The organism is Opitutus terrae PB90-1 (genome assembly GCF_000019965.1).
Lineage (GTDB): Bacteria > Verrucomicrobiota > Verrucomicrobiia > Opitutales > Opitutaceae > Opitutus > Opitutus terrae.
The window spans coordinates 3,118,848-3,142,410 of the sequence record NC_010571.1 but is presented as its reverse complement, the minus strand read 5'-3'; the positions used below and the strand labels follow the sequence as shown (position 1 = coordinate 3,142,410).

General features: G+C 65.0%; 18 protein-coding genes. 13 read left to right on the top strand and 5 right to left on the bottom strand.

Going from position 1 to position 23,563, the window contains the following annotated elements; translation table 11 throughout:
• The first annotated feature begins 57 nt into the window (after window positions 1-57).
• From pyrF to OTER_RS12340, 7 genes are all read left to right on the top strand, one after another.
• Window positions 58-750, top strand: coding sequence for an orotidine-5'-phosphate decarboxylase (pyrF, locus tag OTER_RS12370; RefSeq protein ID WP_012375258.1), 693 nt, complete (start codon window positions 58-60; stop codon window positions 748-750).
• Between the two features lie 89 nt (window positions 751-839).
• On the top strand, window positions 840-1,535 hold the full coding sequence (locus tag OTER_RS12365; protein ID WP_012375257.1) for an IspD/TarI family cytidylyltransferase: 696 nt from the start codon (window positions 840-842) through the stop codon (window positions 1,533-1,535).
• Window positions 1,536-1,721: 186 nt separating this feature from the next.
• Window positions 1,722-2,201 carry a 2-C-methyl-D-erythritol 2,4-cyclodiphosphate synthase gene (ispF, locus tag OTER_RS12360; protein WP_012375256.1) on the top strand — a complete coding sequence of 160 codons (480 nt, stop codon included), beginning with the start codon at window positions 1,722-1,724 and terminating at the stop codon, window positions 2,199-2,201.
• Between the two features lie 73 nt (window positions 2,202-2,274).
• A complete protein-coding gene (locus OTER_RS12355; protein WP_012375255.1) occupies window positions 2,275-3,855 on the top strand; it encodes a peptide ABC transporter substrate-binding protein in 1,581 nt (526 codons plus the stop codon).
• Window positions 3,852-5,516: a peptide ABC transporter substrate-binding protein gene (locus OTER_RS12350; protein WP_012375254.1), complete on the top strand. Its 1,665-nt coding sequence runs from the start codon at window positions 3,852-3,854 to the stop codon at window positions 5,514-5,516. The genes OTER_RS12355 and OTER_RS12350 overlap by 4 nt, the downstream gene beginning before the upstream one ends.
• A 55-nt stretch (window positions 5,517-5,571) precedes the next feature.
• On the top strand, window positions 5,572-7,218 hold the full coding sequence (locus tag OTER_RS12345; RefSeq protein WP_012375253.1) for a M28 family metallopeptidase: 1,647 nt from the start codon (window positions 5,572-5,574) through the stop codon (window positions 7,216-7,218).
• 92 nt (window positions 7,219-7,310) lie between these two features.
• Window positions 7,311-8,960, top strand: a complete 1,650-nt coding sequence (locus tag OTER_RS12340) for a peptide ABC transporter substrate-binding protein (RefSeq protein ID WP_012375252.1) — start codon at window positions 7,311-7,313, stop codon at window positions 8,958-8,960.
• Between the two features lie 63 nt (window positions 8,961-9,023).
• On the opposite strand, the gene OTER_RS12335 is transcribed toward OTER_RS12340, so the two are convergent.
• Both OTER_RS12335 and cobA read right to left on the bottom strand, forming a co-directional pair.
• The gene (locus tag OTER_RS12335; RefSeq protein WP_012375251.1) at window positions 9,024-9,917 is read right to left on the bottom strand and encodes a sirohydrochlorin chelatase; all 894 of its coding nucleotides are present in this window, start codon (window positions 9,915-9,917) and stop codon (window positions 9,024-9,026) included.
• Window positions 9,918-10,008: 91 nt separating this feature from the next.
• Window positions 10,009-10,806: a uroporphyrinogen-III C-methyltransferase gene (cobA, locus tag OTER_RS12330; RefSeq protein ID WP_012375250.1), complete on the bottom strand. Its 798-nt coding sequence runs from the start codon at window positions 10,804-10,806 to the stop codon at window positions 10,009-10,011.
• A 58-nt stretch (window positions 10,807-10,864) separates the two neighbouring features.
• Here cobA and OTER_RS12325 point away from each other — a divergent pair, with 58 nt between their 5' ends.
• From OTER_RS12325 to epsC, 6 genes are all read left to right on the top strand, one after another.
• Entirely contained in the window at window positions 10,865-12,610 is a 1,746-nt protein-coding gene (locus tag OTER_RS12325) for an NADPH-dependent assimilatory sulfite reductase hemoprotein subunit (RefSeq protein ID WP_012375249.1), read from the top strand.
• 256 nt (window positions 12,611-12,866) lie between these two features.
• A complete protein-coding gene (locus OTER_RS12320; RefSeq protein ID WP_012375248.1) occupies window positions 12,867-13,526 on the top strand; it encodes a phosphoadenosine phosphosulfate reductase domain-containing protein in 660 nt (219 codons plus the stop codon).
• Window positions 13,527-13,835: 309 nt separating this feature from the next.
• A complete protein-coding gene (cysD, locus tag OTER_RS12315; protein WP_343123235.1) occupies window positions 13,836-14,681 on the top strand; it encodes a sulfate adenylyltransferase subunit CysD in 846 nt (281 codons plus the stop codon).
• 98 nt (window positions 14,682-14,779) lie between these two features.
• Window positions 14,780-16,168 (top strand): sulfate adenylyltransferase subunit 1, encoded by a 1,389-nt coding sequence (locus OTER_RS12310; protein WP_012375246.1) that lies wholly within the window; start codon window positions 14,780-14,782, stop codon window positions 16,166-16,168.
• A gap of 324 nt (window positions 16,169-16,492) precedes the next feature.
• On the top strand, window positions 16,493-16,906 hold the full coding sequence (locus OTER_RS12305) for an RrF2 family transcriptional regulator (protein ID WP_012375245.1): 414 nt from the start codon (window positions 16,493-16,495) through the stop codon (window positions 16,904-16,906).
• Between the two features lie 161 nt (window positions 16,907-17,067).
• On the top strand, window positions 17,068-18,006 hold the full coding sequence (gene epsC, locus OTER_RS12300; RefSeq protein WP_012375244.1) for a serine O-acetyltransferase EpsC: 939 nt from the start codon (window positions 17,068-17,070) through the stop codon (window positions 18,004-18,006).
• Window positions 18,007-18,236: 230 nt separating this feature from the next.
• Here the strand turns inward: epsC and OTER_RS12295 are convergent, their stop codons facing one another.
• The 3 genes from OTER_RS12295 to OTER_RS25550 form a co-directional block, all read right to left on the bottom strand.
• Window positions 18,237-19,400 (bottom strand): helix-turn-helix domain-containing protein, encoded by a 1,164-nt coding sequence (locus tag OTER_RS12295; RefSeq protein WP_012374564.1) that lies wholly within the window; start codon window positions 19,398-19,400, stop codon window positions 18,237-18,239.
• A 336-nt stretch (window positions 19,401-19,736) separates the two neighbouring features.
• The gene (locus OTER_RS12290; protein ID WP_012375243.1) at window positions 19,737-20,267 is read right to left on the bottom strand and encodes a hypothetical protein; all 531 of its coding nucleotides are present in this window, start codon (window positions 20,265-20,267) and stop codon (window positions 19,737-19,739) included.
• Between the two features lie 12 nt (window positions 20,268-20,279).
• A complete protein-coding gene (locus OTER_RS25550) occupies window positions 20,280-23,240 on the bottom strand; it encodes a serine/threonine-protein kinase (protein WP_012375242.1) in 2,961 nt (986 codons plus the stop codon).
• Window positions 23,241-23,563: the final 323 nt, after the last annotated feature.

Sequence of the window (23,563 nt, the reverse complement as noted above, 5' to 3'; positions counted from 1 at the left end):
GCCGGTTTTTCGGCTTCGTTTGTGACCAAATTCCCGTCATGACTGATCCCCCACGCCATGGCTTGCGATCTGATCCTCGTCCTCGACGCACCCTCTCCGCGCGATATTGCCCCGGTACTGAAGCGACTCTCCGGCACCGTGCGCTGGGCCAAGATCGGACTCGAGATGTATACCGCCTGCGGACCGGACTGCGTGCGCGAGGTCGCAGACCTGGGTTATAACGTCTTCCTGGATTTGAAGCTTCACGACATCCCGAACACCGTCGCGAAGGCCGTCGAATCCGCCGCCCGCCTCCCCATCAAGATGCTCACGCTGCACACCTGCGGCGGCCGCGAAATGATGTCTTGGGCCGCCAAGGCACAGCAGCAGCACGCGCCCGAACTCCTGCTGCTCGGCGTCACCGTGCTCACGTCCATGAGTGCGGTGCACCTCCACGAGGTCGGCGTGCCGGATTCGCCCGAGGCCCAGGTGGTCCGGCTCGGCCGGCTCGCCGTCGACGCCGGGTTGCGCGGCCTTGTCTGCTCGCCGCTCGAAATCGCGCCGCTCCGCGCCGCGTTGCCGTCGGACGTCACGCTCGTCACCCCCGGCATCCGGCCGCGCGACGCCGCGGCCGATGATCAGACCCGCGTGATGACGCCCGCCGAAGCTGCGCGCACCGGCGCCAATTTCCTCGTCATCGGCCGACCCATCTTCAAGGCGCCGGACCCGGTCGCGGCCGCCCGCGACATCCTCGCAGAGCTCAAGTCCTAGCGAATCGTTCCGAGGTTAAAAAAACGCCGGCTGATCGCCGGCACGTTCGTTCGTCCCCAGCCCCAACCCCGCACCTCACGCACTTCATCATGAGTCGCACCGCCGCCATCCTTCTCGCCGCCGGAACCGGTTCTCGCATGCAAGGCACGGTCGACGACAAGGTCCTCGCGCCCCTCGCCGGCCGACCCGTGTTCGCTCACTCCGCCGTCGCTTTCATGGCGAGCGGCATCGCGGATTTCTACGTCGTGGTCTACCGGGACCAGCGGCAGATGACCGAGCTGGCAGCCTACGCGCCCACGCCGTCCGCGCTCGTCGCCGGCGGTCGCGAGCGGCAGGACTCCGTGATGAACGCGCTTTCCTCGCTGCCCGGCGATATCGACTACGTGTTCATCCACGACTGCGCGCGGCCGCTGATTCGTCCCGAACAACTGGTCGCTTTGCACAAGATCGTCCGCCGCGAAAACGCCGTTGTGCTCGCGCATCGCGTCACCGACACGATCAAGGAGCACACGATCATGAGCCGCGGCAAAGCTGGCGACAGCTCGCGGCTGCGTACGCTGGATCGCGCCAAGCTTTGGGCGATGGAGACACCGCAGGTTTTCTCGCGCGAACTCATCGTCCGCGCCTACGCCAAGGTTGTCTCGCTCGGCCGACGGATCACGGATGATGCCGCGGCGGTCGAGCTGCTGCGCGAACCCGTCGCCCTGCTGGAGAATCCTTATCCGAACCCGAAGCTCACCACGCCCGCCGATCTGGCGTATCTGGAGTTTCTGCTGAGCCGCTGACGCGGCCTTCTCAGCCGTAGGGCCGGCGCTCGCCTGCGGTGAGCTGGTCGAATCCGCCACCGGCCGCGAATTCGACATGCGCTCGCTCTCGTTCTCGTTCCCGGCCGCCGGTGAACGGCGGCCCTACGCGGCTGCCTCCCCACACTTTTTCGTGGTTTTTGCGCGCGCGGCGGTGAAGATCGCCGCATGAACCTTCGCATCGGCCACGGCTACGACATCCACCGGATCGTCGCCGGCCGGCCGCTCATCCTCGGAGGCGTGCGGTTTGAGGTGGATTTCGGCCTCGAGGGTCACTCCGACGCCGATTGCCTCACCCACGCGATTTGCGACGCGCTGCTAGGCGCCGCCGGTCTGCCGGATATCGGACACTTTTTCCCTAACACCGATCCTGCCTTCAAGAACATCGATTCGCAGGTGCTGCTGCAGCGCGTCCGCGCCGAAATCCGCCAACGCGGTTTCGAAATCGTGAACATCGACGCCACCGTCATTGCCGAAAAACCCAAGCTCCAGCCCCGGCTCACGGAGATGAAGTCGACGCTGGCGAAATCCGCCGGGCTGCTCCCAGACGAGATCGGCCTCAAAGCCACCACCAACGAAGGGATCGACGACCTCGGCCGCGGGCTCGCGATTGCCGCGCACGCGGTCGCGTTGCTGAAACGGAGCTAACGCGATGCCCACCGGTTCTCGCACAGCGTTTCAGCCTTCGCTCCTTTTACGCCTTCTGGGCCTTTTTGCGGCGATGATTTTCGCCGCGGGTTGCGGTCCGCGCGAATCCTCCGTCGAGCGCGGCGATGCCGAACGCGTGCTACACCGCGGCGTCGGTCACGACGTCGCCGATCTCGATCCTCATCTCGCGGTGAACATCACCGAGATGGACGTGGCGTCCGCACTGTTCGAAGGCCTCGTGTCGGAGGATCCGGTCGATCTTCATCCCGTCCCCGGCGTGGCCGAGCGTTGGGAAGTTTCGCCGGATGGCTTGATCTACACGTTCCACCTGCGCAGCGACACGCGCTGGTCCAACGGCGAGCCCGTCACCGCCGGTGATTTCGTCGCCTCGTGGCAGCGCGTGCTCACGCCGTCGCTCGCGGCGGACAACGCCAGCCTGCTGTACGTACTGCAGGGTGCCGAGGCCTTTCATTCCGGCACGGGCAAGGACTTCGCCCACGTGGGTGCCGCCGCGCTGGATGCGCGCACGCTGCGCGTCACGCTCGAGCACCCCGCGCCGCATTTCCTCTCGCTGCTCACGCACGCCGTCTGGCTCCCGGTCCATCTCGCCGCGATCGGAAAGCACGGCTCGCCCTACGAACGTGGCACCAACTGGACCCGCCCGGACCGGTTCGTCGGCAACGGCCCTTTTGTCCTGAAAACCTGGAAGCCGAACCAGTTTATCGCCGTCGAGCGTTCCGACACCTACTGGGATGCCGCGAAGGTCCGGCTGCGTGGCATCCGCTTTTATCCCGTCGACAGCCGCGACGCCGAAGAGCGCATGTTTCGCGCGAACCAGCTCCACCTCACGTATGTGCTGCCGGCGGGAAAGGTCGACAGCTACCGCCACTCCGAGCCGCAGCTCCTCCGTACCGATCCGTATCTCAACACTTATTTCCTGCGACTAAACCTCCGGCATCCCAGCCTCGGCGATGCGCGCGTGCGACGTGCCCTCTCGCTCGCGATCGACCGCACCGCCATCGTCGAAAAAATCCTCCGCGCCGGTCAGCGTCCGGCCGCAGCGCTGACCCCGCCGGATCTGCCGGGCTACGTGCCGCCGGCCCTGCCGTTGAGCGATCCCGCGGAAGCCCGCCGCTTGCTCGCGGAAGCCGGGTATCCCGGCGGCAAGGGGTTCCCGCCGCTCGAGTTTCTCTACAACAGTTCCGAGAATCACCGCGTCATCGCGGAAGCGCTGCAGGAAATGTGGCGCCGCGAACTCGGGCTCGACGTGCGACTGGTGAATCAGGAGCTGAAGGTCGTGCAGTCCGAGCGCCGCGCCGGCCGATTCCAAATTCTATTCTCCGATTGGGTCGGCGACTACCTCGATCCGCTCACGTTTTTGGAGATCATGCGCAGCAACAGCGGCAACAACTACACCGGCTGGTCGAGCGCCGCGTACGATTCGCTCCTCTTCGCCGCCGCCCGCAATCTCGATCCCACCGCGCGTGCGGCGCAGTTGCGCGAAGCCGAAGCTGCGATGCTCGCGGCGGCGCCGATCGTTCCGCTCTACTACAACACGCACGCGTTCCTGATTCGCCCGTCCGTGCGCGGCTGGCATCCGACGCTCCTCGACCACCACCCCTACAAGCACGTGTGGCTCGAGCCGAAACCGTGAGCGTCGGAAACAGTCGTCGTGGCGCGCGTGGGCGCGCGGCCGCCCTCGGCCGCACCTTCGGCGCGTTGCTCTGCCTCTCTATCGCTCTCTCTTCAGGCTGCGCCCGCCGCGATCCACCAGCGGCTACCGATTCCTCCGCGCGCGTTCTCCGGATCAGTCAGCGCAACGAACCCGCCGATCTCGATCCGGCACGCGCCACGCTCCCTGACGAATTCTTCATTCTCCGCGCGTTGAGCGAGGGCCTCGTCAACCCGCTCCCGCTAACCTCCTCCACCGGCGCAGTCGCCGGCGTCGCGCCGGGCGTCGCCGAACGCTGGGAGACTTCCGCCGACGGACTCATCGTCACGTTTCATCTTCGCGCCGACGCGCGCTGGTCCAACGGCGATCCCGTCACCGCCGAGGATTTCCTCGCGTCCTACCGCCGCGCGCTTCAGCCGGCAACCGCCGCGTCGAAGGCTCCGCTCTTTCATCTCGTGAAAAACGCCCGCGCGTTCGCGTCGGGTGCGCTAACCGACTTTGCAGGCGTCGGCTTCGCCGCGCCCGATCCGCGCACGTTCGTGATCACGCTGGAGCGGCCGGAGCCGAATTTTCTGGTCTACGCCGCCAGCGGACCCTGGCTGCCCGTCCATCCCCGCACGGTGGAGCAGCACGGACGCGATTGGACTCGCCCGGAAAACTTCGTCGGCAACGGCCCGTTCACGCTCGAAGAGTGGCGACCGAACCAGCGGATCGTCGTTCGTCGCAACCCGCACTATCATTCGCCCCAACGCGTTCGGCTCGACGAGATCCAGTTCATCGCCTTCGACAGCGGCGACACCGAGGAGCGCGCCTATCGCGCCGGCCAGATCGACGTCACGATGTCGGTGCCGTTCAGCAAGCTCGACGTCTACGCCGCGGAGCGCCCTGCCGAGCTCCACCGCGCACCGCTCGCCGAGACGCGCTATCTCTCGTTCAACACCACGCGCCCGCCACTCGACAATCCACGCGTTCGCCGCGCACTCTCTCTCGCGCTCGATCGCGAACAACTTGTCCACTCCGTCCTCCGCGGCGGCCAGCAGCCAGCCGACACGCTCGTCTCACCGCTGCTGCGCGGTCGGAACAGCTCCCTGAACCGTCCGATTTCCTTCGATCCCGCCGCTGCGCGGCAGTTGCTCGCCGAGGCGGGATTCGCCGACGGCCGCGGTTTCCCGCAGCTGGAATTGTCCGCGTGGGGCGTGACGCCACAGCTCATCGAAGCCGTGCAGCAGATGTGGCAGAAGGAACTCGGTGTGCGCGTCGCCATCACGATTCGCGAAGCCCGCGTCCATCTCGCCGCGCTGCGTGAGGCACGCTACGACATCGCACTCGTTAACACGATCCCCGACGTCGCCGACCCCGCCGACGTTCTCAAGGACTTTCTTTCCGCCGCGCCGGCCAACTACCCGCACTGGTCCGATGCGCGCTACGACGCGCTCCTCGCCGCCGCCCACGCGAGTTCCGAGCCCATCCCGCGGCAGGCGCAGCTGGACGCCGCGGAAGCGAGGCTGCTTGATGAATGCCCGCTCACTCCGCTCTATTTCAACTCCATCAACTGGCTCATGTCGCCTCGCGTCCGCGGCTGGCAACCTGACGCTCTTTGGACACGCTTCTACCTCGATGTCGAAATCACACCTCCCCGCTGATACCCCGCGCGTCACGTTCCATCGCCCTCCGCCACCACGTCGGGCCGCTGCGCTGATGCTCGCACTGGCCGTGCTGCCGCTGCCCGCCCTGTCCGCCGCCGGCACGTCGTTCTCTGCCGAGCGGATGCTCGCGCACACGAAGGTGCTCGCCTCCGACGAATTCGAGGGCCGCGCGCCCGGCTCAGCTGGCGAGGAGAAGACGGTCGCTTATCTGACGCAGGAATTCAAAAAACTCGGACTGCAGCCGGGCAATCCGGACGGAACGTTCGTGCAGGCCGTGCCGCTCGTCGGCATCACTTCGCGTCCCACGCTCTCGATCGAGGTCGGCGGAGAGACGCGCACCTTGAAGCACGTCGAAGAATTCGTCGGCCCCACGAGCCGCATCACGTCGCACATCGAGGTGAAGAACAGCGAACTCATCTTCGTCGGCTACGGCATCGTCGCGCCCGAGTTTGGTTGGGACGACTACAAGGATGTGGACGTGCGCGGCAAAACCATCGTGATGCTGATCAACGATCCGCCAGTGCGCGACGCCGCGACTGGCACGCTCGATCCGCAGGTGTTCGGCGGCAAGGCGATGACCTACTACGGCCGCTGGACCTACAAATACGAGATCGCCGCGGCGAAGGGCGCCGCCGGCTGCCTGATCGTGCACGAGACCGAACCCGCGGCCTATCCGTGGGCCGTCGTGACCGGCAGTCGCAGCCGTGAAAATTTCGAACTCCGCACGCCCGACGGCAACGCCGGCCATGCGGCGATGGAAGGCTGGCTCACCTACGACGCGGCGAAGTCGATCTTCGCCGCCGCCGGCCAGAACTACGAAAGGCTGAAAAAAGCCGCCGCCACGCGCGAGTTTCGGCCGGTGCCGCTCGACGCGCGGGCCTCGTTAACGATCGACAGCACGCTCCGCGACGTGAATTCGCGCAACGTCGTCGCGAAACTCGAGGGCGCCGATCCCACGCTGCGCCACGAATACGTCGTTTATTCCGCGCACTGGGATCACCTCGGCCGCGACGCGTCGCTCGCCGGCGATCAGATTTTCAATGGCGCGCTCGACAACGCCAGCGGAGTCGCGGTGCTGATCGAACTCGCGCGGGCGTTCGCCGAGTTGCCCGCCGACCAGCGCGCCAAGCGCAGCATCCTTTTCTTGTCCGTCACGGCGGAGGAAAAAGGGTTGCTCGGTTCGCGCTACTACGCCGAGCATCCGCTCTACCCGCTCACGCACACCGTCGCGAATATCAACATGGACGGTGCCAACACTTACGGTCGGACGAGCGACATCGCCGTGGTTGGCCTCGGCGCTTCCACGCTCGATGACCTTGGCCTGGCCGTCGCTCAGGCGCAGGGCCGTCAGCTCACGCCGGAGGAACATCCCGAACACGGCTCGTATTATCGCAGCGACCACTTCGAGTTCGCGAAGGTTGGAGTGCCGGCATTTTACCCGAAAGCCGGCCGAACCTACCTGGACCAGCCGGCCGATTTCGGCGAAAAACTCACGCAGGAATATATCAACAAGCATTACCACAAGGTGAGCGACGAGGTTCAGTCGGACTGGACGTTCGAGGGCGCCGTGCAAGACGCCGAGTTCATGTTCCGGGTTGGCCTGCGCGTCGCCAACGACTCAGGCCGTCCGCAATGGAAGTCTGGCAGCGAGTTCAAGGCCCGGCGCGAGGCGATGCTCCAATCCGCCGGAATCAACTGACGCTGTGGTGATGATCGCCTGACCAGCGACGGCTTTGTACGGTCGCTCGTTGCCGTTTCCTTTTCCCACTTCTTCTTCCGCTTTTGTTCTCGATGAACGTTCACTCCTGCCGGCTCTGGCTCACGCTGGCGGCCCTTGTTCTCGCTCTGACCGGCTGCGGCAAACGCGAAGGCGCGCCGGTTCAGGCCGCCGACGGCTCTGGCGGTTCTGCCAAACCTGCGCCGAAAATCCTCCTCTACGGCAACGGCGCCGAGGTGCAGGATATCGATCCGCAAATCGTCACCGGCCTCCCCGAGCACATGGTGGTCACCGCGCTCGGCGAGGGCCTCGTGAGCTACGACGCGCGCGATCTGCATCCGGTGCCGGGTGTCGCCGAGTCGTGGGAGATTTCCGCCGAAGGGCTCACCTACACGTTTCACCTGCGCGCCGACGCCCGCTGGGCCAATGGCGATCCGGTCACCGCGCGTGACTTCGTGGGCTCCTATCAAAGGATCCTCACGCCTGCGCTCGCCGCGGAATACGCCTACATGCTCTACAATTACATCGTCGGCGCGAAAGACTACTACGACGGCAAGCTGACGGACTTTTCCCAAGTCGGCTTCCGCGCGCTCGACGATCGCACGCTGGAGATCCGACTGCTCCAGCCAACGCCGTATCTGCTCAACGCGATGAACCACTACGCGTGGTTTCCCGTTCACCTCGCCACCGTGGCGAAATTCGACGGACTCGCGCGGCGCGGCACCAACTGGACGCGACCGGAGAACTTCGTCGGCAACGGCGCGTTCGTGATCAAGTCCTGGCGACCGAACCAAGCCTTCGTCGTGCAACGCTCGCCCACCTATTGGGACCGCGCTCGCGTGAAGCTCGACGAAATTCATTTCTTCCCCGTCGATAATCTCGACACCGAGGAGCGGATGTTTCGGACCGGCCAGCTCCACGTCACCTACGAGGTGCCGAGCGCCAAGATCGACGTCTATCGGCGCGAGAATCCGGCCGCGCTGCGGATCGCACCATATCTCGGTACCTACTTTTACCGGTTCAACGTCACGCGACCACCGTTGAACGATGTCCGCGTGCGCCGTGCGCTGGCGCTCGCCATCGATCGCGAGAGCCTCGTGAACAACGTCGTCCGCGGCGACGAACGTCCCGCCTACGCGGTGAGTTATCCGGGCAATCAGGGCTATACGCCCCGCGCGCGCTTGCAGGGCACGGTCGAGGAGGCCCGCCGGCTGCTCGCCGAAGCCGGTTTTCCAGAAGGCCGCGGCTTTCCGCCGCTGACGCTGATGTACAACACGCAGCAGAACAACCGGCTCATCGCCGAGGCGATCCAGCAGATGTGGCGGCGCAACCTCGGCATCGACATCGCCCTCTCGAACCAAGAGTGGAAGGTCTACATCGACGCACAGCACACGAAGAATTTCGACATTCAGCGCGCCGGCTGGATCGCCGACTACGTCGACCCGCACGTGTTTTTGGATCTGTGGGAAACCACCAGCGGCAACAACGACACCGGCTGGGGCAGCGCCGAATACGACCGGCTGCTCGCCGCCTCGCTCCACGCCAAGACGACCGAGGAGCGCTACGAAATCTATCAGCAGCTGGATCAGATCCTCGTCGACGAGCTGCCGGTCATGCCGATTTACTACTACAATCGCGTGCACCTCGTCAGCCCGAAGCTGATCAATTTCTTCCCCACGCTGCTCGATCTGCATCCTTGGAAGGAACTCGACCTCGCCGAGTGACCCGCGCGATTGCCCCTTGGAGGCGCGGGCATCCACCCGCGGGTGACTATGTAACCTAACAGGTTACAGGGTGCCGACGGCGCCCGCGACGGCGGTTGGCTCGAGTCGGGAGCAGCGCACGTCCCGCGCTCGATCTGCCAGCACCTCCAGCAGCAACGGATGCGCGCCGAGCACCGGCGTAAAGCGGACTCCAGCGCCGCCATCCGGACGCGCCCGCCGCACGATCTGCGCGACGTCGCCTTCGTCCCCCGCGTGCTTCCCCGGCGCGATGAACAGCAGCGCGACGACCACGGGACCATCGCGCCAGCCGTCTTCGCGCAGCAGGTTCGCGAGCAGCGGTTCGTTGAACGCGTACTCCGGCCCGTCGCGCCGCTCCATGCTGCACGCCGTCACCGCCGCCACTTCGTCCCCGAGCAAGTCGCGCGCCTGCGCTGCCACGGCATCGCGCACGTCCGTCACCGCGCGCGACGGACTCCCGTGATCGACCACCGCCACCCTGACCTTCGTCCCGCCCCTGGCGCCCGCTTCGCCATTCATCGCCGTGGAAGTGAGGATCTCGCGAACATGCGCCGCCAGGATTTGCGCCAGCCGCGGCTCGCCAGCCACGGCCAAAGGATCTGCGAGCGCGATCCGCACCTGTGGGAACCGGGTTTGCTGCTCCGCAATCACCGCCGGCACGTGTCGCACGATCGCATACGACGGGCCGACGAATAGTGGCACGACGCGCACATCGATCGCTCCTTCGCGGAGCACGCGGTCAAGCGCCGCTTCGAACAACTCCGCCGGCCGGCCATCGAGCTGCTCCGCGGGGATCTTGGACGAGTGGGCCACGGACGCGGGCACGACTTCCACCCTGACGCGTTCCGTCAGCCCCGCCGCGAGCCGGCGTAGCTGCTGAGTGCTCGCCGGTTCGAGCGAGCCGTTGTCGACCAGCAGTATTCGTGAATCGGCATTCATCAGACATCCTCGCTGTCCGTCGCTCAGGCTGAGATCAGTTGCAGGTCGAAGGGGAGACGACGGATGAACATAAATGGAACGGCTGTTCCGTTCAAACCTCACACGCCGCGCCGGCGAGTTCAGCCGCTTTCAGCATCTCGCTCCAACGCACGACCTCGCCGATGAGGATCAGCGCCGGGCGCCGCTGCGGATCATTCGTCAGCTCGTCGCCGTCCGCCAGCGTGCCGATCCGCACGTGCTGCGAGCTGAGTGTCGCATTCGAGATCACGGCCACTGCCGTGTCGCGGCGCCGGCCACCGGCCATGAGTTCGTCGGCGATCTCGCCGAATCGCTGCGTCCCCATGTAGACGCACAACGTCGCCTGCAATCCCGCCAGCGCCCGCCAATCCACCGGCGTGGTGGTTTGTCCGCCGCAGGGGTGGCCCGTCACGAAAACCATCGTCGAGCTCACGCCGCGCTGCGTGAGCGGAATCCCCGCCATCGCGCCCGCCGCCGACGCGGCCGTGACGCCCGGCACGATTTCCCACGGAATGCCGGCTTCCGTCAGCGCAGCGAGCTCCTCGCCGACGCGGCCAAAGATCATCGGATCGCCCCCCTTGAGCCGGACCACGCGCCGGCCGGTGCGCGCTTTTTCGATGAGCAAGTCGCAAATGTGATCCTGCGTCGCGCTGTGGCTGCCCAGCCGCTTGCCAACATAGATTCGCTCCGCTGGCGCCGGGCAGTGCTCGAGCAACGCGGCGTTGGCAAGATCGTCGTAGAGAACCACCTGCGCATGCTGCAGCGCCTGCACGCCGCGCAACGTGATCAGGTCCGGTGCGCCGGGGCCTGCGCCAACCAGGAGCACGCGACCGGGGGCTGTCGACGACTCGGCAGAAAGAGAAAACGTCATGGTTGCGGATTTCTGTTTACTTGTTTACTGAAGTAGTCAACTAAAGGTTTTCCTTTCCATGCCAGAAGCAGCTCCCACACCAGTCTCCGCCAACGAGGTCCTGAAACAGAACGATCCGCTGCTCGCCGGCACGATCGCCGCCACGCTTGCCGATTCCGCGGCCGATCGTTTCTCCGACGACGACACGCAGTTCCTCAAATTCCACGGATGCTATCAACAGGACGACCGCGACGTCCGCAAAACCGGCAAGAAATACCTGATGATGGTGCGCGGCCGGATTCCCGGCGGCGTGATGACGCCGGCGCAATGGATCGCGTTCGACGACCTCGCCACGCGCCACGGCAACAACACGCTCCGGATTACCACCCGCCAGAGCATCCAGTTCCACGGCGTGCTGAAGTCCGGCCTCGGCGCCTTGATCAAGGGCATCAACGCCTCGCTGCTCTCCACGCTCGCTGCCTGCGGCGACGTCAGTCGCAACGTCACCGCGTCGCCCACTCCCGCCACCAGCAAGGTCCGCGAGCAGGCCTACGCCGACGCCGTCCGGGTCGCGCTCGCGCTCGCGCCGAAGACCAAGGCTTACCACTCGATCTGGATCGACCACGTGCAGCTGAACCTCGACGAGCCCGCCAACAAGGACTTCGTCGATCCGCTCTACGGTCCCACCTACCTCCCGCGAAAATTCAAGGTGTCCTTCGTTGTTCCCCCGGTGAACGACATGGACATCTACACGAACGACCTCGGATTCATTGCGATCATCGAGAACGACCGCTTGCTCGGCTACAACGTCGCGGTCGGCGGCGGCATGGGTCGCAGTCATGGCAACGAGCAGACGTTCCCCCGGCTGGCCGACGTGATCGGTTTTGTCCAACCGGAGCACGTCATCGACGTCGCGAAGGCGGTGCTCACGATCCACCGCGATTTCGGCGACCGCGTGAATCGCAAGCACGCGCGCCTGAAGTATGTCATCGAGGAACGCGGCACCGCGTGGACCTTCGCCGAGGTCAACCGCCGCGCCGGCGGTGTGCTTTCCGCCGTGCGCCGCTACGAGTTCACCACGACGGGCGACGTCTACGGCTGGAATCGCGCCGTCGACGGCTCGTGGTTTCTCACGCTCTTCGTCGAAACCGGCCGGGTGAAGGACGCTGACGGGCGCCGGCAGAAGACCGCGCTCCGCGAGATCGCCCAAAAGCTCCCGCACATCGAATTCCGGCTCAGCGCGAACCAGAACATCATCCTGGCGAACATTCCCGACGCCGACCGTGCCACGATCGACGCGATCCTCGCCGCTCACGGCGTGAAAACCACCGACCAGGCTTCGCCGCTGCACGCCGTCGCAATGGCCTGCCCCGCACTCCCGACCTGTGGGCTCGCACTCGCCGAGTCGGAGCGGATGCTGCCCGGACTCATCGACCGGATTGAAAAGCTCGGCGCAGAGATCGGCATCGCCGGCGAAGAGATCATCATTCGCTCGACCGGTTGCCCGAACGGCTGCGCGCGGCCGTACATGGCCGAGATCGCCTTCGTCGGCAAGGCGCCTGGCCGCTACCAACTCTGGCTCGGCGGCGATGCGGCCGGCACGCGACTCAACCGGCTCTACCGCGACACCGTGAAGGATCCGGAGATCGAGACCGAGCTGCGACCGCTGCTCACGCGCTGGAAAAACGAGCGCGTGGCCGGCGAGCGGTTCGGCGATTTCGCCGCGCGTGTCCTCTGGCCGGAGATCGCCGCGGCCAAAGCCGCCCTCGCTTCCGCGTCTGCCCCCGCAGCACCCAAGCCTCAGCCCGCCCTCGTCGCCGTTTAAGTGAAGCCCGCCATCTCGGCGGGCTTTCAGATCCTGCGACCGAGGACGGGCCGCGCGCCCACGCGAACGCCCTCACTCACCTGCAACGACTCCCCCCGAGCTCCGATCACGATCTTCGAACTCCGAAACCCGATCTCCGTCCTCTCAACCCTTCGACAAGCTCAGGGCCTTCGGCGCTCAACCCTCACCTCTCAACTCCTTTCCGCGCTCTCAACTCCAGCCTCTCAGCTCTTAGCTCTCAGCTCCCACACCACCCATGTCCCCGACCGAAATTCACCACTGGAACCTCGCGCTTCGCTCGCAGTCGCCGCTGGAAATCGTCCGCTGGGCCATCGCGAAAGCCAACGGCCGCGCAATCGTCTCAACCAATTTTCGTCCTTACGAAGCTGTCGTCCTCCACCTCGCCACCCAGGTGCAGCCGGACATTCCCGTCCTCTGGGTCGACCATGGCTACAACCGCGCCGCCACGTATCGCCACGCCGAGCAGCTGCGGGCGCAGCTTGGACTCAACCTGAAAGCTTACCTGCCGCGGATCAGCCCCGCCCATCGCGACGCAATTCACGGCGAGATCCCGACGCCCGCCGACGAGGACGCGCTCAAACAATTCAGCGCCGTCATGAAGCTCGAGCCGTTTCAACGCGGCATGAAGGAACTCGCGCCTACCGTGTGGATCACCGCGTTGCGCAAGGTGCAGAATCCGAACCGCGCAGAGCTCGACATCGTCTCGCCCGACGGAAACTTCGGCACGCTCAAGGTGAGTCCCGTCTTCCACTCGAGCGACGCGGAGATGGAGGCATATCTCACGAAGCACGGCCTGCCGAACGAGTGGGACTATTTCGATCCGGCGAAGGCCGACGAGAAGCGCGAGTGCGGTCTGCATGCATCGTGGGGCGCCCAAGCGGTGGCCACGGTATGATGGTAGGGACCGCTCTTCCGCCTTCGCTAAAGCTACGGCGGACGAGCCGGCTGTCCGTCAACGGCAAACACCAATCCCCGAATCCGATCTTCGAACTTCGATCCCCCCAACCTGCGGCCGAGGACGGCCGCGCTCCCACGCACAGCGTCCGCACCCGATCTTCGATCTCCGATTCTCGACCTCCGATTTCCTAGTTCCGAACTCCGCCGCTCACCTCTCAACCCTCACCTCGCGCCGTCGCGGCGCGCTCCCGTGCCCAACTACCACCTCGATCACCTGCAGCACCTCGAAACCGAAGCGATCCACGTGATGCGCGAAGTCGCGGGCGAATTCGAACGCCCCGCGCTGCTCTTCTCCGGCGGCAAGGATTCGATCTGCCTGCTGCGGCTCGCCGAGAAAGCCTTCCGTCCCGCCGAACTGCCGCTGCCGTTGCTGAACGTCGACACCGGTCACCATTTTCCCGAGTTGAACGAATTCCGCGACCGTCGCGCCGCCCAACTTGGCGCGAAACTGATCATCCGGAAAGTCGAGGACGCGATCGCCACCGGCATCGCCACACCCGCGCCCGGCGAGGTCAGCCGCAACCGGCTGCAGATCCCCACGCTGCTCGCCGCGATCGAAGAGTTCCGCTTCGACTGCTGCATCGGCGGCGCGCGGCGTGATGAGGAAAAGGCGCGCGCCAAGGAGCGGTTCTTCAGTTTCCGCGACAGCTTTGGTCAGTGGGATCCGAAAAACCAGCGGCCGGAAATCTGGAATCTCTTCAATGGCCGGCTGAATCCGGGCGAAAACATGCGCGTGTTTCCGCTCAGCAACTGGACGGAAATGGACGTCTGGGAATACATCCGCCGCGAGAAGCTCGACGTGCCCAGCATCTACTTCAGCCATCGCCGCACCTGCGTCCGCCGCGGCGGCCAATGGCTGCCGGTAAACGGCATCGTGCCCCCCAAGCCCAACGAAACCGTACGCGAACTCGTGGTGCGCGTCCGCACCATCGGCGACATCATCAGCACCGGCATGATCGAATCACCCGCCGATGACGTCGACGACATCATCGCCGAGATCGCGGCCGCGCGCGTCACGGAGCGCGGCGCGCGCGCCGACGACCGCACGTCCGAAGCCGCGATGGAAGATCGCAAGAAGGCGGGGTATTTTTGATGCGCCGCGAAGCTTGGGATTGTAGCCGGGCTCACTGAGCCCGGCGCCGCGGTCAGCGACCGCGGCTACATCGAACCAGCATCCTCCTGAAATTTTTCATGTCCGCCACTGCCTCTCCCTCCCAGGATTCGCGATTCGTATTTCCCGAACTCGCGCCGCCGATCCCCGAGCCGCGAACGGTGACTCCGCCGGTCGACATTCTCCGCTTCAACACCTGCGGCAGCGTCGATGATGGCAAGTCCACGCTGATCGGCCGGCTGCTCTTCGATTCAAAATCGATCATGGAGGACCAGCTCGAAGCGCTCGAGCGTTCCGCGGACATCACCGGCGGCGGCCAGATCAATCTCGCCAACCTCACCGACGGGCTCCGTGCCGAACGCGAGCAGGGCATCACCATCGACGTCGCCTATCGCTACTTCGCCACGCCGCGCCGGAAGTTCATCATCGCCGACACTCCTGGCCACGTCCAATACACGCGCAACATGGTCACCGGCGCGAGCACGGCGAACCTGTCGATCATCCTCGTCGACGCCCGCGCCGGCGTGATCGAGCAGAGCCGCCGGCACACGGCCATCGCTTCGTTGCTCCGCATTCCGCACCTCGTCGTCGCGGTGAACAAGATGGACCTCGTCGAGTGGAGCGAGACGCGGTTCAACGAAATCCGCGCGCAATTTGAGGAGTTTCTTCCGCGGCTCGGGATCAAGGACGTGAAGTTCATTCCGATCAGCGCGCTCAACGGCGACAACGTCGTCACGCCTTCGACGCACACGCCGTGGTACGACGGGCCCACGCTGCTCGGGCATCTCGAGACGGTGCACATCGCGAGCGACTGGAACCTCAGCGGCTTCCGCCTGCCGGTGCAGTGGGTCAACCGACCCAACACTCCCACCGATCCGCGGTTGCACGACTTCCGGGGCTTCAGCGGTCAGATCGCCGGCGGCATCGTGCGCGTCGGACAGAAGGTGCTCGCGCTGCCGGCTGGCATCGTCTCGACGGTGAAGGAAATCTGGACCTACGACGGCACGGTCGAGGAGGCGTTTTGCCCGCAATCGGTCACGCTCGTGCTCGCGGATGATATCGATATCAGCCGTGGCAGCATCATTACCGGGCTGGAGCCGCGCATCGGCGCCGCCACCGAGCTGCACGCAAAAATCTGCTGGATGCACCCGCGCCCGCTGCAGCGCGGACGGAAGTATCTGCTCAAGCACAGCACCAACACCGTGCAGGCGGTCGTGAGTGAGATCGAACACCGGCTCGATATCAGCACGCTCGAACGCGCGAACGGGCCGACCGAGCTCGCCATGAATGATCTCGGCGAAATCCGCATCCGCACCGCGAAACCGATTTACTACGACGGTTACGCGACGAACCGGCTCACGGGCTCGTTCATCCTGATCGAGCCGGGCACCCACGCCACCGTCGGCGCCGGCATGCTCATGCCGCCCGCCGAACTCGCCCGTCCCGAGACCGGCGACTACGTGATCTGAGCGGCGTGCCCGCGAATAACGCGAAATCACGCGAACACCGAAGGTCGTGGTAGGGCGGCTCTCCGAGCCGTCCGCAAGCCGCGAACCAGCCACAGATGAACACCGATCGACACAGATCCGAACGGCCCCTGCCGGGCCTCAGCGGCTGATGCTGAACTTCTGCTGGGTGCATCCGTGTCCATCTGTGTTTTTTCACCATCGTTCCGCGAACGCTGCCTTCGGGCGTTCCGTTCTTAGCGCCCATTCGTGTGATTCGCGGGTCCACGTCTTCACGATTGGCTCGGCTTTCGTGTCGTTCGGGTGTCTAGTGCGGCTGATCCAGCAATGAAGATTTCCACCAAGGTCGATTACGCGTGCCGCGTGTTGGCGGAACTCGCGCGGCTGCACGGCAGCGGCGAGCTCGCGCAGATTGAGCACCTCGCGCGGGTGGAGAAGCTGCCGCCAAATTTTCTCGCGCAGATCCTGAGCGAACTCCGCAACGGCGGATTGATCACCAGCCGCCGCGGCATTCAGGGAGGTTACGCGCTCGCCCGACCGCCGGACCAGATCTCGCTCTACGACATCATCACGCTGATCGATGGCGCCGTGCTTGAGCTGAGCGGCAATCACGAGGGTCGCTCCGGCCGGCGGATTCGTCAGGTGTGGCTCGAGATCCGCGAATCATTCGAAGAGAAAACCAAGCGTTATACCCTCGACCAGCTCGTCACGAAGGCGCCCGAGGAAATGTACTACATCTGACGCGCGCAGTTGGGAGCGCGGCCGCCCGCGGTCGCCTTTTGGATTTCGAGCTTCGAATTTCGGCCTTCGTGCTTCGAATTTCCACGGTGGCGCCGCCGCCGCGGCATGTCATTCTTCGCACTCGCGCATCGGGCCAAGTCGCGCTTCTGTTGGCGTCCGGCATGAGTCTCGACGATATCCAACAGGCGCTGCTCGCATCCTACGCGAAGCACGGCGGCATCAATCACCTCGACGGCGTCAACCTCCCCGCGCAGTCGTCCGTGAACCAGCTCGCCGTCGATTGCATGCACCTGCTCTTTCCCGGGTTCTTCGAGAACTCGAAGCTGACGAAAGAAGCCGTCGGCGGGCATGTCGCGAAGCTGCTCACGCAGCTCGACAAACGCCTGGAAAGCGAAATTGAGAAATGCCTCCGCTTCTCCGGCATCCCCGGTCCCGCCAGCAGCGCCCGCCAGCTCACGACCAAGATTCTGACGCAGCTGCCCGCGTTGCGCGAAGTGATTCAGACAGACGTCGCCGCGGCCTACCGCGGCGATCCCGCGGCGCGCTCCATTGAGGAAATCATCCTCGCCTACCCGTGCGTACTCGTGATTTCGCTGCAGCGGTTCGCGCATGAGCTTTATCGCGCCGGCGTCCCGCTGCTGCCGCGGATGATCACCGAGTTCGCGCACGAGCGCACCGGCTGCGACCTGCACCCCGGCGCGCGCATCGGTTCACATTTTTTCATCGACCACTGCACCGGCGTGGTCATCGGCGAGACCGCGACGATCGGCCATCACGTCAAACTGTATCAGGGCGTTACGCTCGGCGCAAAATCGTTCGAGACCGACGAGGCCGGCGACCCGATCAAGGGGGTGAAACGGCATCCGGATATCGGCGACCACGTCACGATCTACGCGAACGCGACGATCCTCGGGGGCGACACGCAGATCGGCGAGAACTCGATCATCGGGTCCAACGTGTGGCTGATCAAATCTGTGCCGGCCGACTCCGTCGTCTACAACAAGGGCGAGAACCTCGTAACGCGCTCACGTCGGCAGAAGGAAGCGCTGATCGAGAATCCCTCGCACACCGACCTCCGCGCCTACGACTGGCAGATTTAGCGAGCTTCACCACGGACTCGGGATCGAGGACCGGGATCAGGGCCTAAGGACCAGCGACCAAAGACCGTAGACCCAGGACAAACGCGCTACTGCATCTGCGTGGGAGCGCGGCCGTCCCGGTGGAGTGACATAAATCCGCTTACACTTTTTCGCACCAAGCCGGGTTCGTTTGTCTTGAAGAGGAAGCCATGAGGCTTGGGGAGGGTTGAGGGAGGGGCGCAGCCCCTCCCTCACCTGAACCTACGAACGGGGACGAGGCCGGATCTGGTTAGCCGCGGGTCGATCGTGCCCAGCAGGAGGGAATCGAAGTGTACGCGGTAAAGCTGCCGGTAAGGGGTGAACGCCACGGTCAGGCCAACGAAGGCCCGACCGATGTGGCGATGGCTGCCGTCCAGCTTCACGTAGCCGTGAGGCCTGACCCGGCGAGTGACGCAGCCGAGCGGGTACTGTGGCGGCACGAGTCGGGGCAGCAGCCGGGTGCTCGGGCGGTAGAGGCTGGCCGGAGTGCGTCCGGCCAAACCCTCATGCGGACGGTCGTGGTTGTACCGGCCGCACCAGCGCTGCAGGCGTCGGACTTGCGCGCCGTAGGAGCGGGACACGGGCGTGGCGGCCTCGGCCTTGAGCATGCGGTGCATCTGCTCGTGAGCGTTGTTGTCGAGGCGGCGTTTGCGGCTGACAAACTGCACTTCGATGCCCAGCCGCTGCCACCATAGGCTCAGCGCGGTCAGGCCATACGGCCCGCTGCCGCAAAACGGCGTGCCGCGGTCAACCCGAATCGCCTGCGGCACGCCGAAGCGGCGGAACAGCCGCGCGAACACGCGGCGGACCACCGGCTCGCTCTGCCGGGGCACGGGATGGGCCGTAAGCATGAAGCGGCTGTACAGATCGCGCACCGTTAAAGCCAAGATCCACGCTCCGTCTTTGGTGTAAAAGTCTCCCTTGAAGTCCGCGGTCCAGACCGCGTTCACTCGCTCGGCGAGCACGGTGGCGGGCCGCCCCGGTCCGGCTCTAAGCTTGCGACGTCGCTGGTGCACGCGACCGGCGGCTACCAGCCACCGGTGGAGCGTCCGGCTACACGGCACTCGCTCGCCGGGATGCGTCCGCTCGAGCCACCACCGCAACTTGGGCGCACCCCAACTGGGCCGCGCCTGACGCGCGAGCAACACGCGCGCGTGCCACCGCGCCAACGCCTGGCTCACCTGTTTGGGGCGGCCCGGTTGTCGCGCAACCAGCCCGTTTACCCCCTGAGCCACATACCTCGCCGCCCACTTGTAAGCGGTCGTGCGGCTCACGCCAAACCGCGCGCACAACGCGGTCACCGACACCGTGCCTCGCGTCATCTCCCGAGCGAGAGCCTGACGCTGCTGCTCCGCCGTTTTGATCTTCCAGGGCATCGCACCCCAGAAAAAGTGTCAGCGGATTTATGGCACTAAGTGTAAACGAATATGTGGCACTGTGCCTCCCTGGCCGCTGACTCGATCCGATTCAATCGCAGGGAACGCAGAGTTCCCCCAAAAAAACACGCTTGCGCCTGGGAACGCGGGCAACTTGTCCGCCGTAGCCTCTGGCGAGGGCTCGCTCTTGCCCACCATTCCGTCCAGCGATGTCGCGCTCTCAATGTCCCTGGCGTGGGGCGTATCCCATCCCTCACCTAACGCCGAGACGCGAAGCCGCCGGCGTCGGGCCGACTCGTTGAGCTTTGCGTCCCTGCGTCGTTCTGACTTAAGCCATCACGTGCTGCGTTCGACCGGTTCGTGCACGATGCCGGGATCGTAAATGCCAATGGTGCCCTCGTTGACGTTCTGGATCAGGATCCCGTAATAGAACTCCTTTTTGTTTTCGCTCACCTCGGAGCACATGTCCGTGATCGTCAGCTCGCTGCTATCCTCGTCGCGATTCAGCATCACCTGCGGAAACTCCTGACGGCCGACCTCCTTCTTGTTCTCCTCGTTCCTCGAGCTGAACGCCACGCCAAGAATCGTGTAGTTGTCGTTCGCGCCGGTCCCAGCGGGAAGCTGATAGGTAATCTCCGCTCCATTGCGGTATCCTTCGTCCACTTTGATTTTGATCTTCTGTGGAACGCCTTCGGGCGGATCTTCCGGCTCGAGCTTGAATGGCGAGCCCTTCGATCGTTGCTTCGCGGATATATCCACGAGATCGGATAACTTTGCCTTCACATACGGCGCGGCAACGCCGGGACCAAACTCCCCGCTTGTCTTGTTGAACTGCGTCACCGTCAGTTTGACTCTTGCGCGGTACATATCGTCTCCGGGTTATTGGTTTTGGGTTTCGTTGGTTGACCACGAGGCGACGTCCAGAATGGGCGCCGCCAAGGGATCGGAAGAGTGATAGCCGCACTGCCTCAGTCGCTCGACCAAAGGGTTTGCCCGGTCGAGCATTCCCAACAACACGTAGGCTTGTGCGCCTGGGTCCAGCAATCGGCAGTCTTTGGTGGTCGCCAACCGGGTGCGAAGGAGTGCCAGCACTTCTCGCCAGTGCTCCTGTGCACGCGCAACCCGTCTTTGCTCCATCGCGATTCGGCCCGCGAGTAGATGAGCCTGTGCCGCTTCAGCACAGACGTTGGCGTCGGCCTGCCCCTCTCGAACGAGCGCTTCGCCCACTTCAATCGCTCGCTCAATATCGCCTTCTGCTTGGTCAACTCGACCAGCCGCCAGACGGTCTGCGCTTTGCATGCGCAGTGTCTCCGCAAGAAGTCGCTTCAGCGCCCGAGAGGAAGGCTCCGATTTGACCATCATTTCGAGTTCCGTCAGCGCTTCCGACAAAGCAGCGCCATATTCCTCAGAACCTGGGCGCCCACCCACTATTCGAGCGTGCAGGGCCTCCGTCCGCCACCATTTGTTTGCCGGATCGAATGCCACCAACTCATTCATCAGCCCTATCGCCCGGGCATACGAATTATCAGCCGCAATCCGGAGGCCCAGTGACCGTTTCACTTCGCCCGCGAATATCAGGCTTTTGGCCACGCGATAGCGCCAATGCGGCACCGCCGGCTCCAACGACGCGATTCTTTCGAATAGGGACGCGGCCTCCGCATAACAGTCCATCGCCGCGACAAAGTCGCCATCACGCCGAGAAATCTCCCCCAGCCACGACGCGATCTCCGCCAGCCTCATTTGGAGTTGTACGTCGCCTGGTGCTGCGATCAGCAGCTCCTTAACCATCCGTCCCTCGGCTGCGAACCCTGCCCGTGCCGTCACGAAATTCTCAGCATCCACATCCAACACGGCGATATTGTGGTAGCCCCACGCCAGCTCGCTCTGGGCACGTGGCGTTTCACCTTCAGTGTGCAAAAGAGCGAACGCCGAATCGCGGTAGCGCGTGAGCCACTCGCGTTCCGCCACAGCATCTCCTCGCCTGCGTGCCACGAACCCGATCCAGTACTCCGCCTGCGCGCGCTCGAAGAGCATGTCGCCATCCCGCGGATGCCGCGACGCCAGCGCCGCTGCGCGGGTGTAGCCGGCGGTGAACGCCGCGTGGGCGTCGGCGTAGCGATTCTGGTCGAGCCGGATCTGACCGATCTGCGTCAAAGCTTTCGCCTGCCGTGCCAGCGCCGTGTCCGTCAACTCCTCCGGCTTCAGCGCCGCGAAATACGCCATCGCTTTCTCGCCCACCGAATCCAGTAGCGCCAGCCGGCCGATCTTCTGCAACTCCGTCCGAAAATCACCGAGCATGAACGTGAGCAAATCCTCCGCCTGCTCCTGCCGCCGCTGCGCATCGGTGCGCGCCACCGCCTCCGCCCGGCTCGCCGCCTGGGCGAGATCGCGCTCGGCGTTCGCAATTCGTTCCGCGCGGGTGGCGCGCACCGCCTGGCGCACGCTCACGACCGTGCCGACGATCAACGCCAACGCGATCGCCGCCGCACTCGCACACGCCAGCCGGTTCCGCGCGACAAACCGCTCCAGCCGATAGCCCGCGTTCGGCGGCCGCGCCTCCACGGGCTCCTGCCGCAGGTGCCGCAACACGTCATCGGCCAGTTCCCGTGCGCTGCCGTAGCGACGGTCGCGGTCCTTCTCCAGGCAGCGCATCACGATCCAGTCGAGATCGCCGCGGAGCGCTGAGGAAAGCTGCTTCGGTGTCACCCCTCGAGCAGCGGCCACCGAGATATTCGGCGGAGTCGCGGTTGGAGTTCGCTTCCCACGCCGGTGAAACCGCAGCCAAACCGAGGATCGATCGACCACGGATCTCACCGATATCCACGGATTCCCTGCCTCTTTCACGTCATCCATCCGTGTCGATCCGCGTAATCCGTGGTCACTCAGGGTTGGCAGGGCCACACCGACGACCGCCGATGGCCGCGGCGATTCGACCTCGCGGATGATCCGCCGCAGCTCGTCGACTCCCGCCCGGCTGAGCGTCTTCGGATCGAACGGCAGGCGGCCGCACAGCAGCTCGTAGAGCACGATCCCGAGCGCGTAGATGTCGCTGCGCGTGTCGATGTCGCCATCGCGTCGATCCGCCTGCTCCGGGCTCATGTAGGCCGGCGTACCGATAAACTGATCCACGCCCGTCACCAGCGTCTGCTCGGTCAGCCGGTCCTGGGTCGCCTTCGCGATGCCGAAGTCGATCACCTTCGGCGCCGGTTCGCCGTCGCGCAGCGCCACGAGGATGTTCGACGGCTTCACGTCGCGGTGAATGATTCCCTTCTGGTGTGCGTGCTGCAGCGCCAGGCACACCCGCGCGAACAGCTCCAGCCGCGCCGGAATTGTCAGCCTATGCTCATCGCAGAACTTCGTGATCGGCAGCCCGTCGACCAGTTCCATCACGAAGAACGGCCTCCCCGCGCCGGTCGCGCCGGCATCGAACACCCGCGCGATGTCGGGATGGTCCATCAACGCCAGCGCCTGCCGCTCGGCCTCGAACCGCGCGATCACCGTCCGTGTATCCATGCCGAGCTTGATCACCTTCAGCGCGACGCGTCGGTGCACCGGCATTTTCTGCTCCGCAAGATAAACCGCCCCGCAGCCGCCCTCCCCGATCTTCTGCAGCAGCAGATAACGGCCGATCACGTCGCCGGGCTTTTCCTCGTCGGGCAGCGGCAGCGGCGCGCCGGCGGGTTTTTCCAGAAACGCTCCCGCCGCATTATGTCCCGCGAGCAACGCTTCGATCCGCGCCCGCTGCGCGGGATCACTCGCGCACGCCTGGTCGAGCAGCGCAGCCCGGGCGGCGGTTGGCAGCTCGATGGCGTCAGCGAAGATTTCGTCGTCGCGATCCACGGCGAGACGGGCAGCAAAGCGGGAGAAGCGGGAGGGAAGCCGCGGCGCGGCGGCACGCCCGCAAGCCAAGGCGCGACCGAGAGCTCGAAAGGTGAAGCGCGGAGCTGCGGGCGCTGTCGCCGCAGAGTGGATGTAACAATTGGCTGGCTTTATGACAAGGCTCGATCTGGGCCGGCGAGCCGCACGCAGAAAGCCGGGCAGGCACGATTGTAGGGCGGGGTCTCCCGACCTCGCCGGGTCGCAGAATGCGGCGGGGGCAGGAGACCCCGCCCTACCGCCGCGTCCGTCGTCGTGGCGACATTCACCACACCATGGCGCGAGCG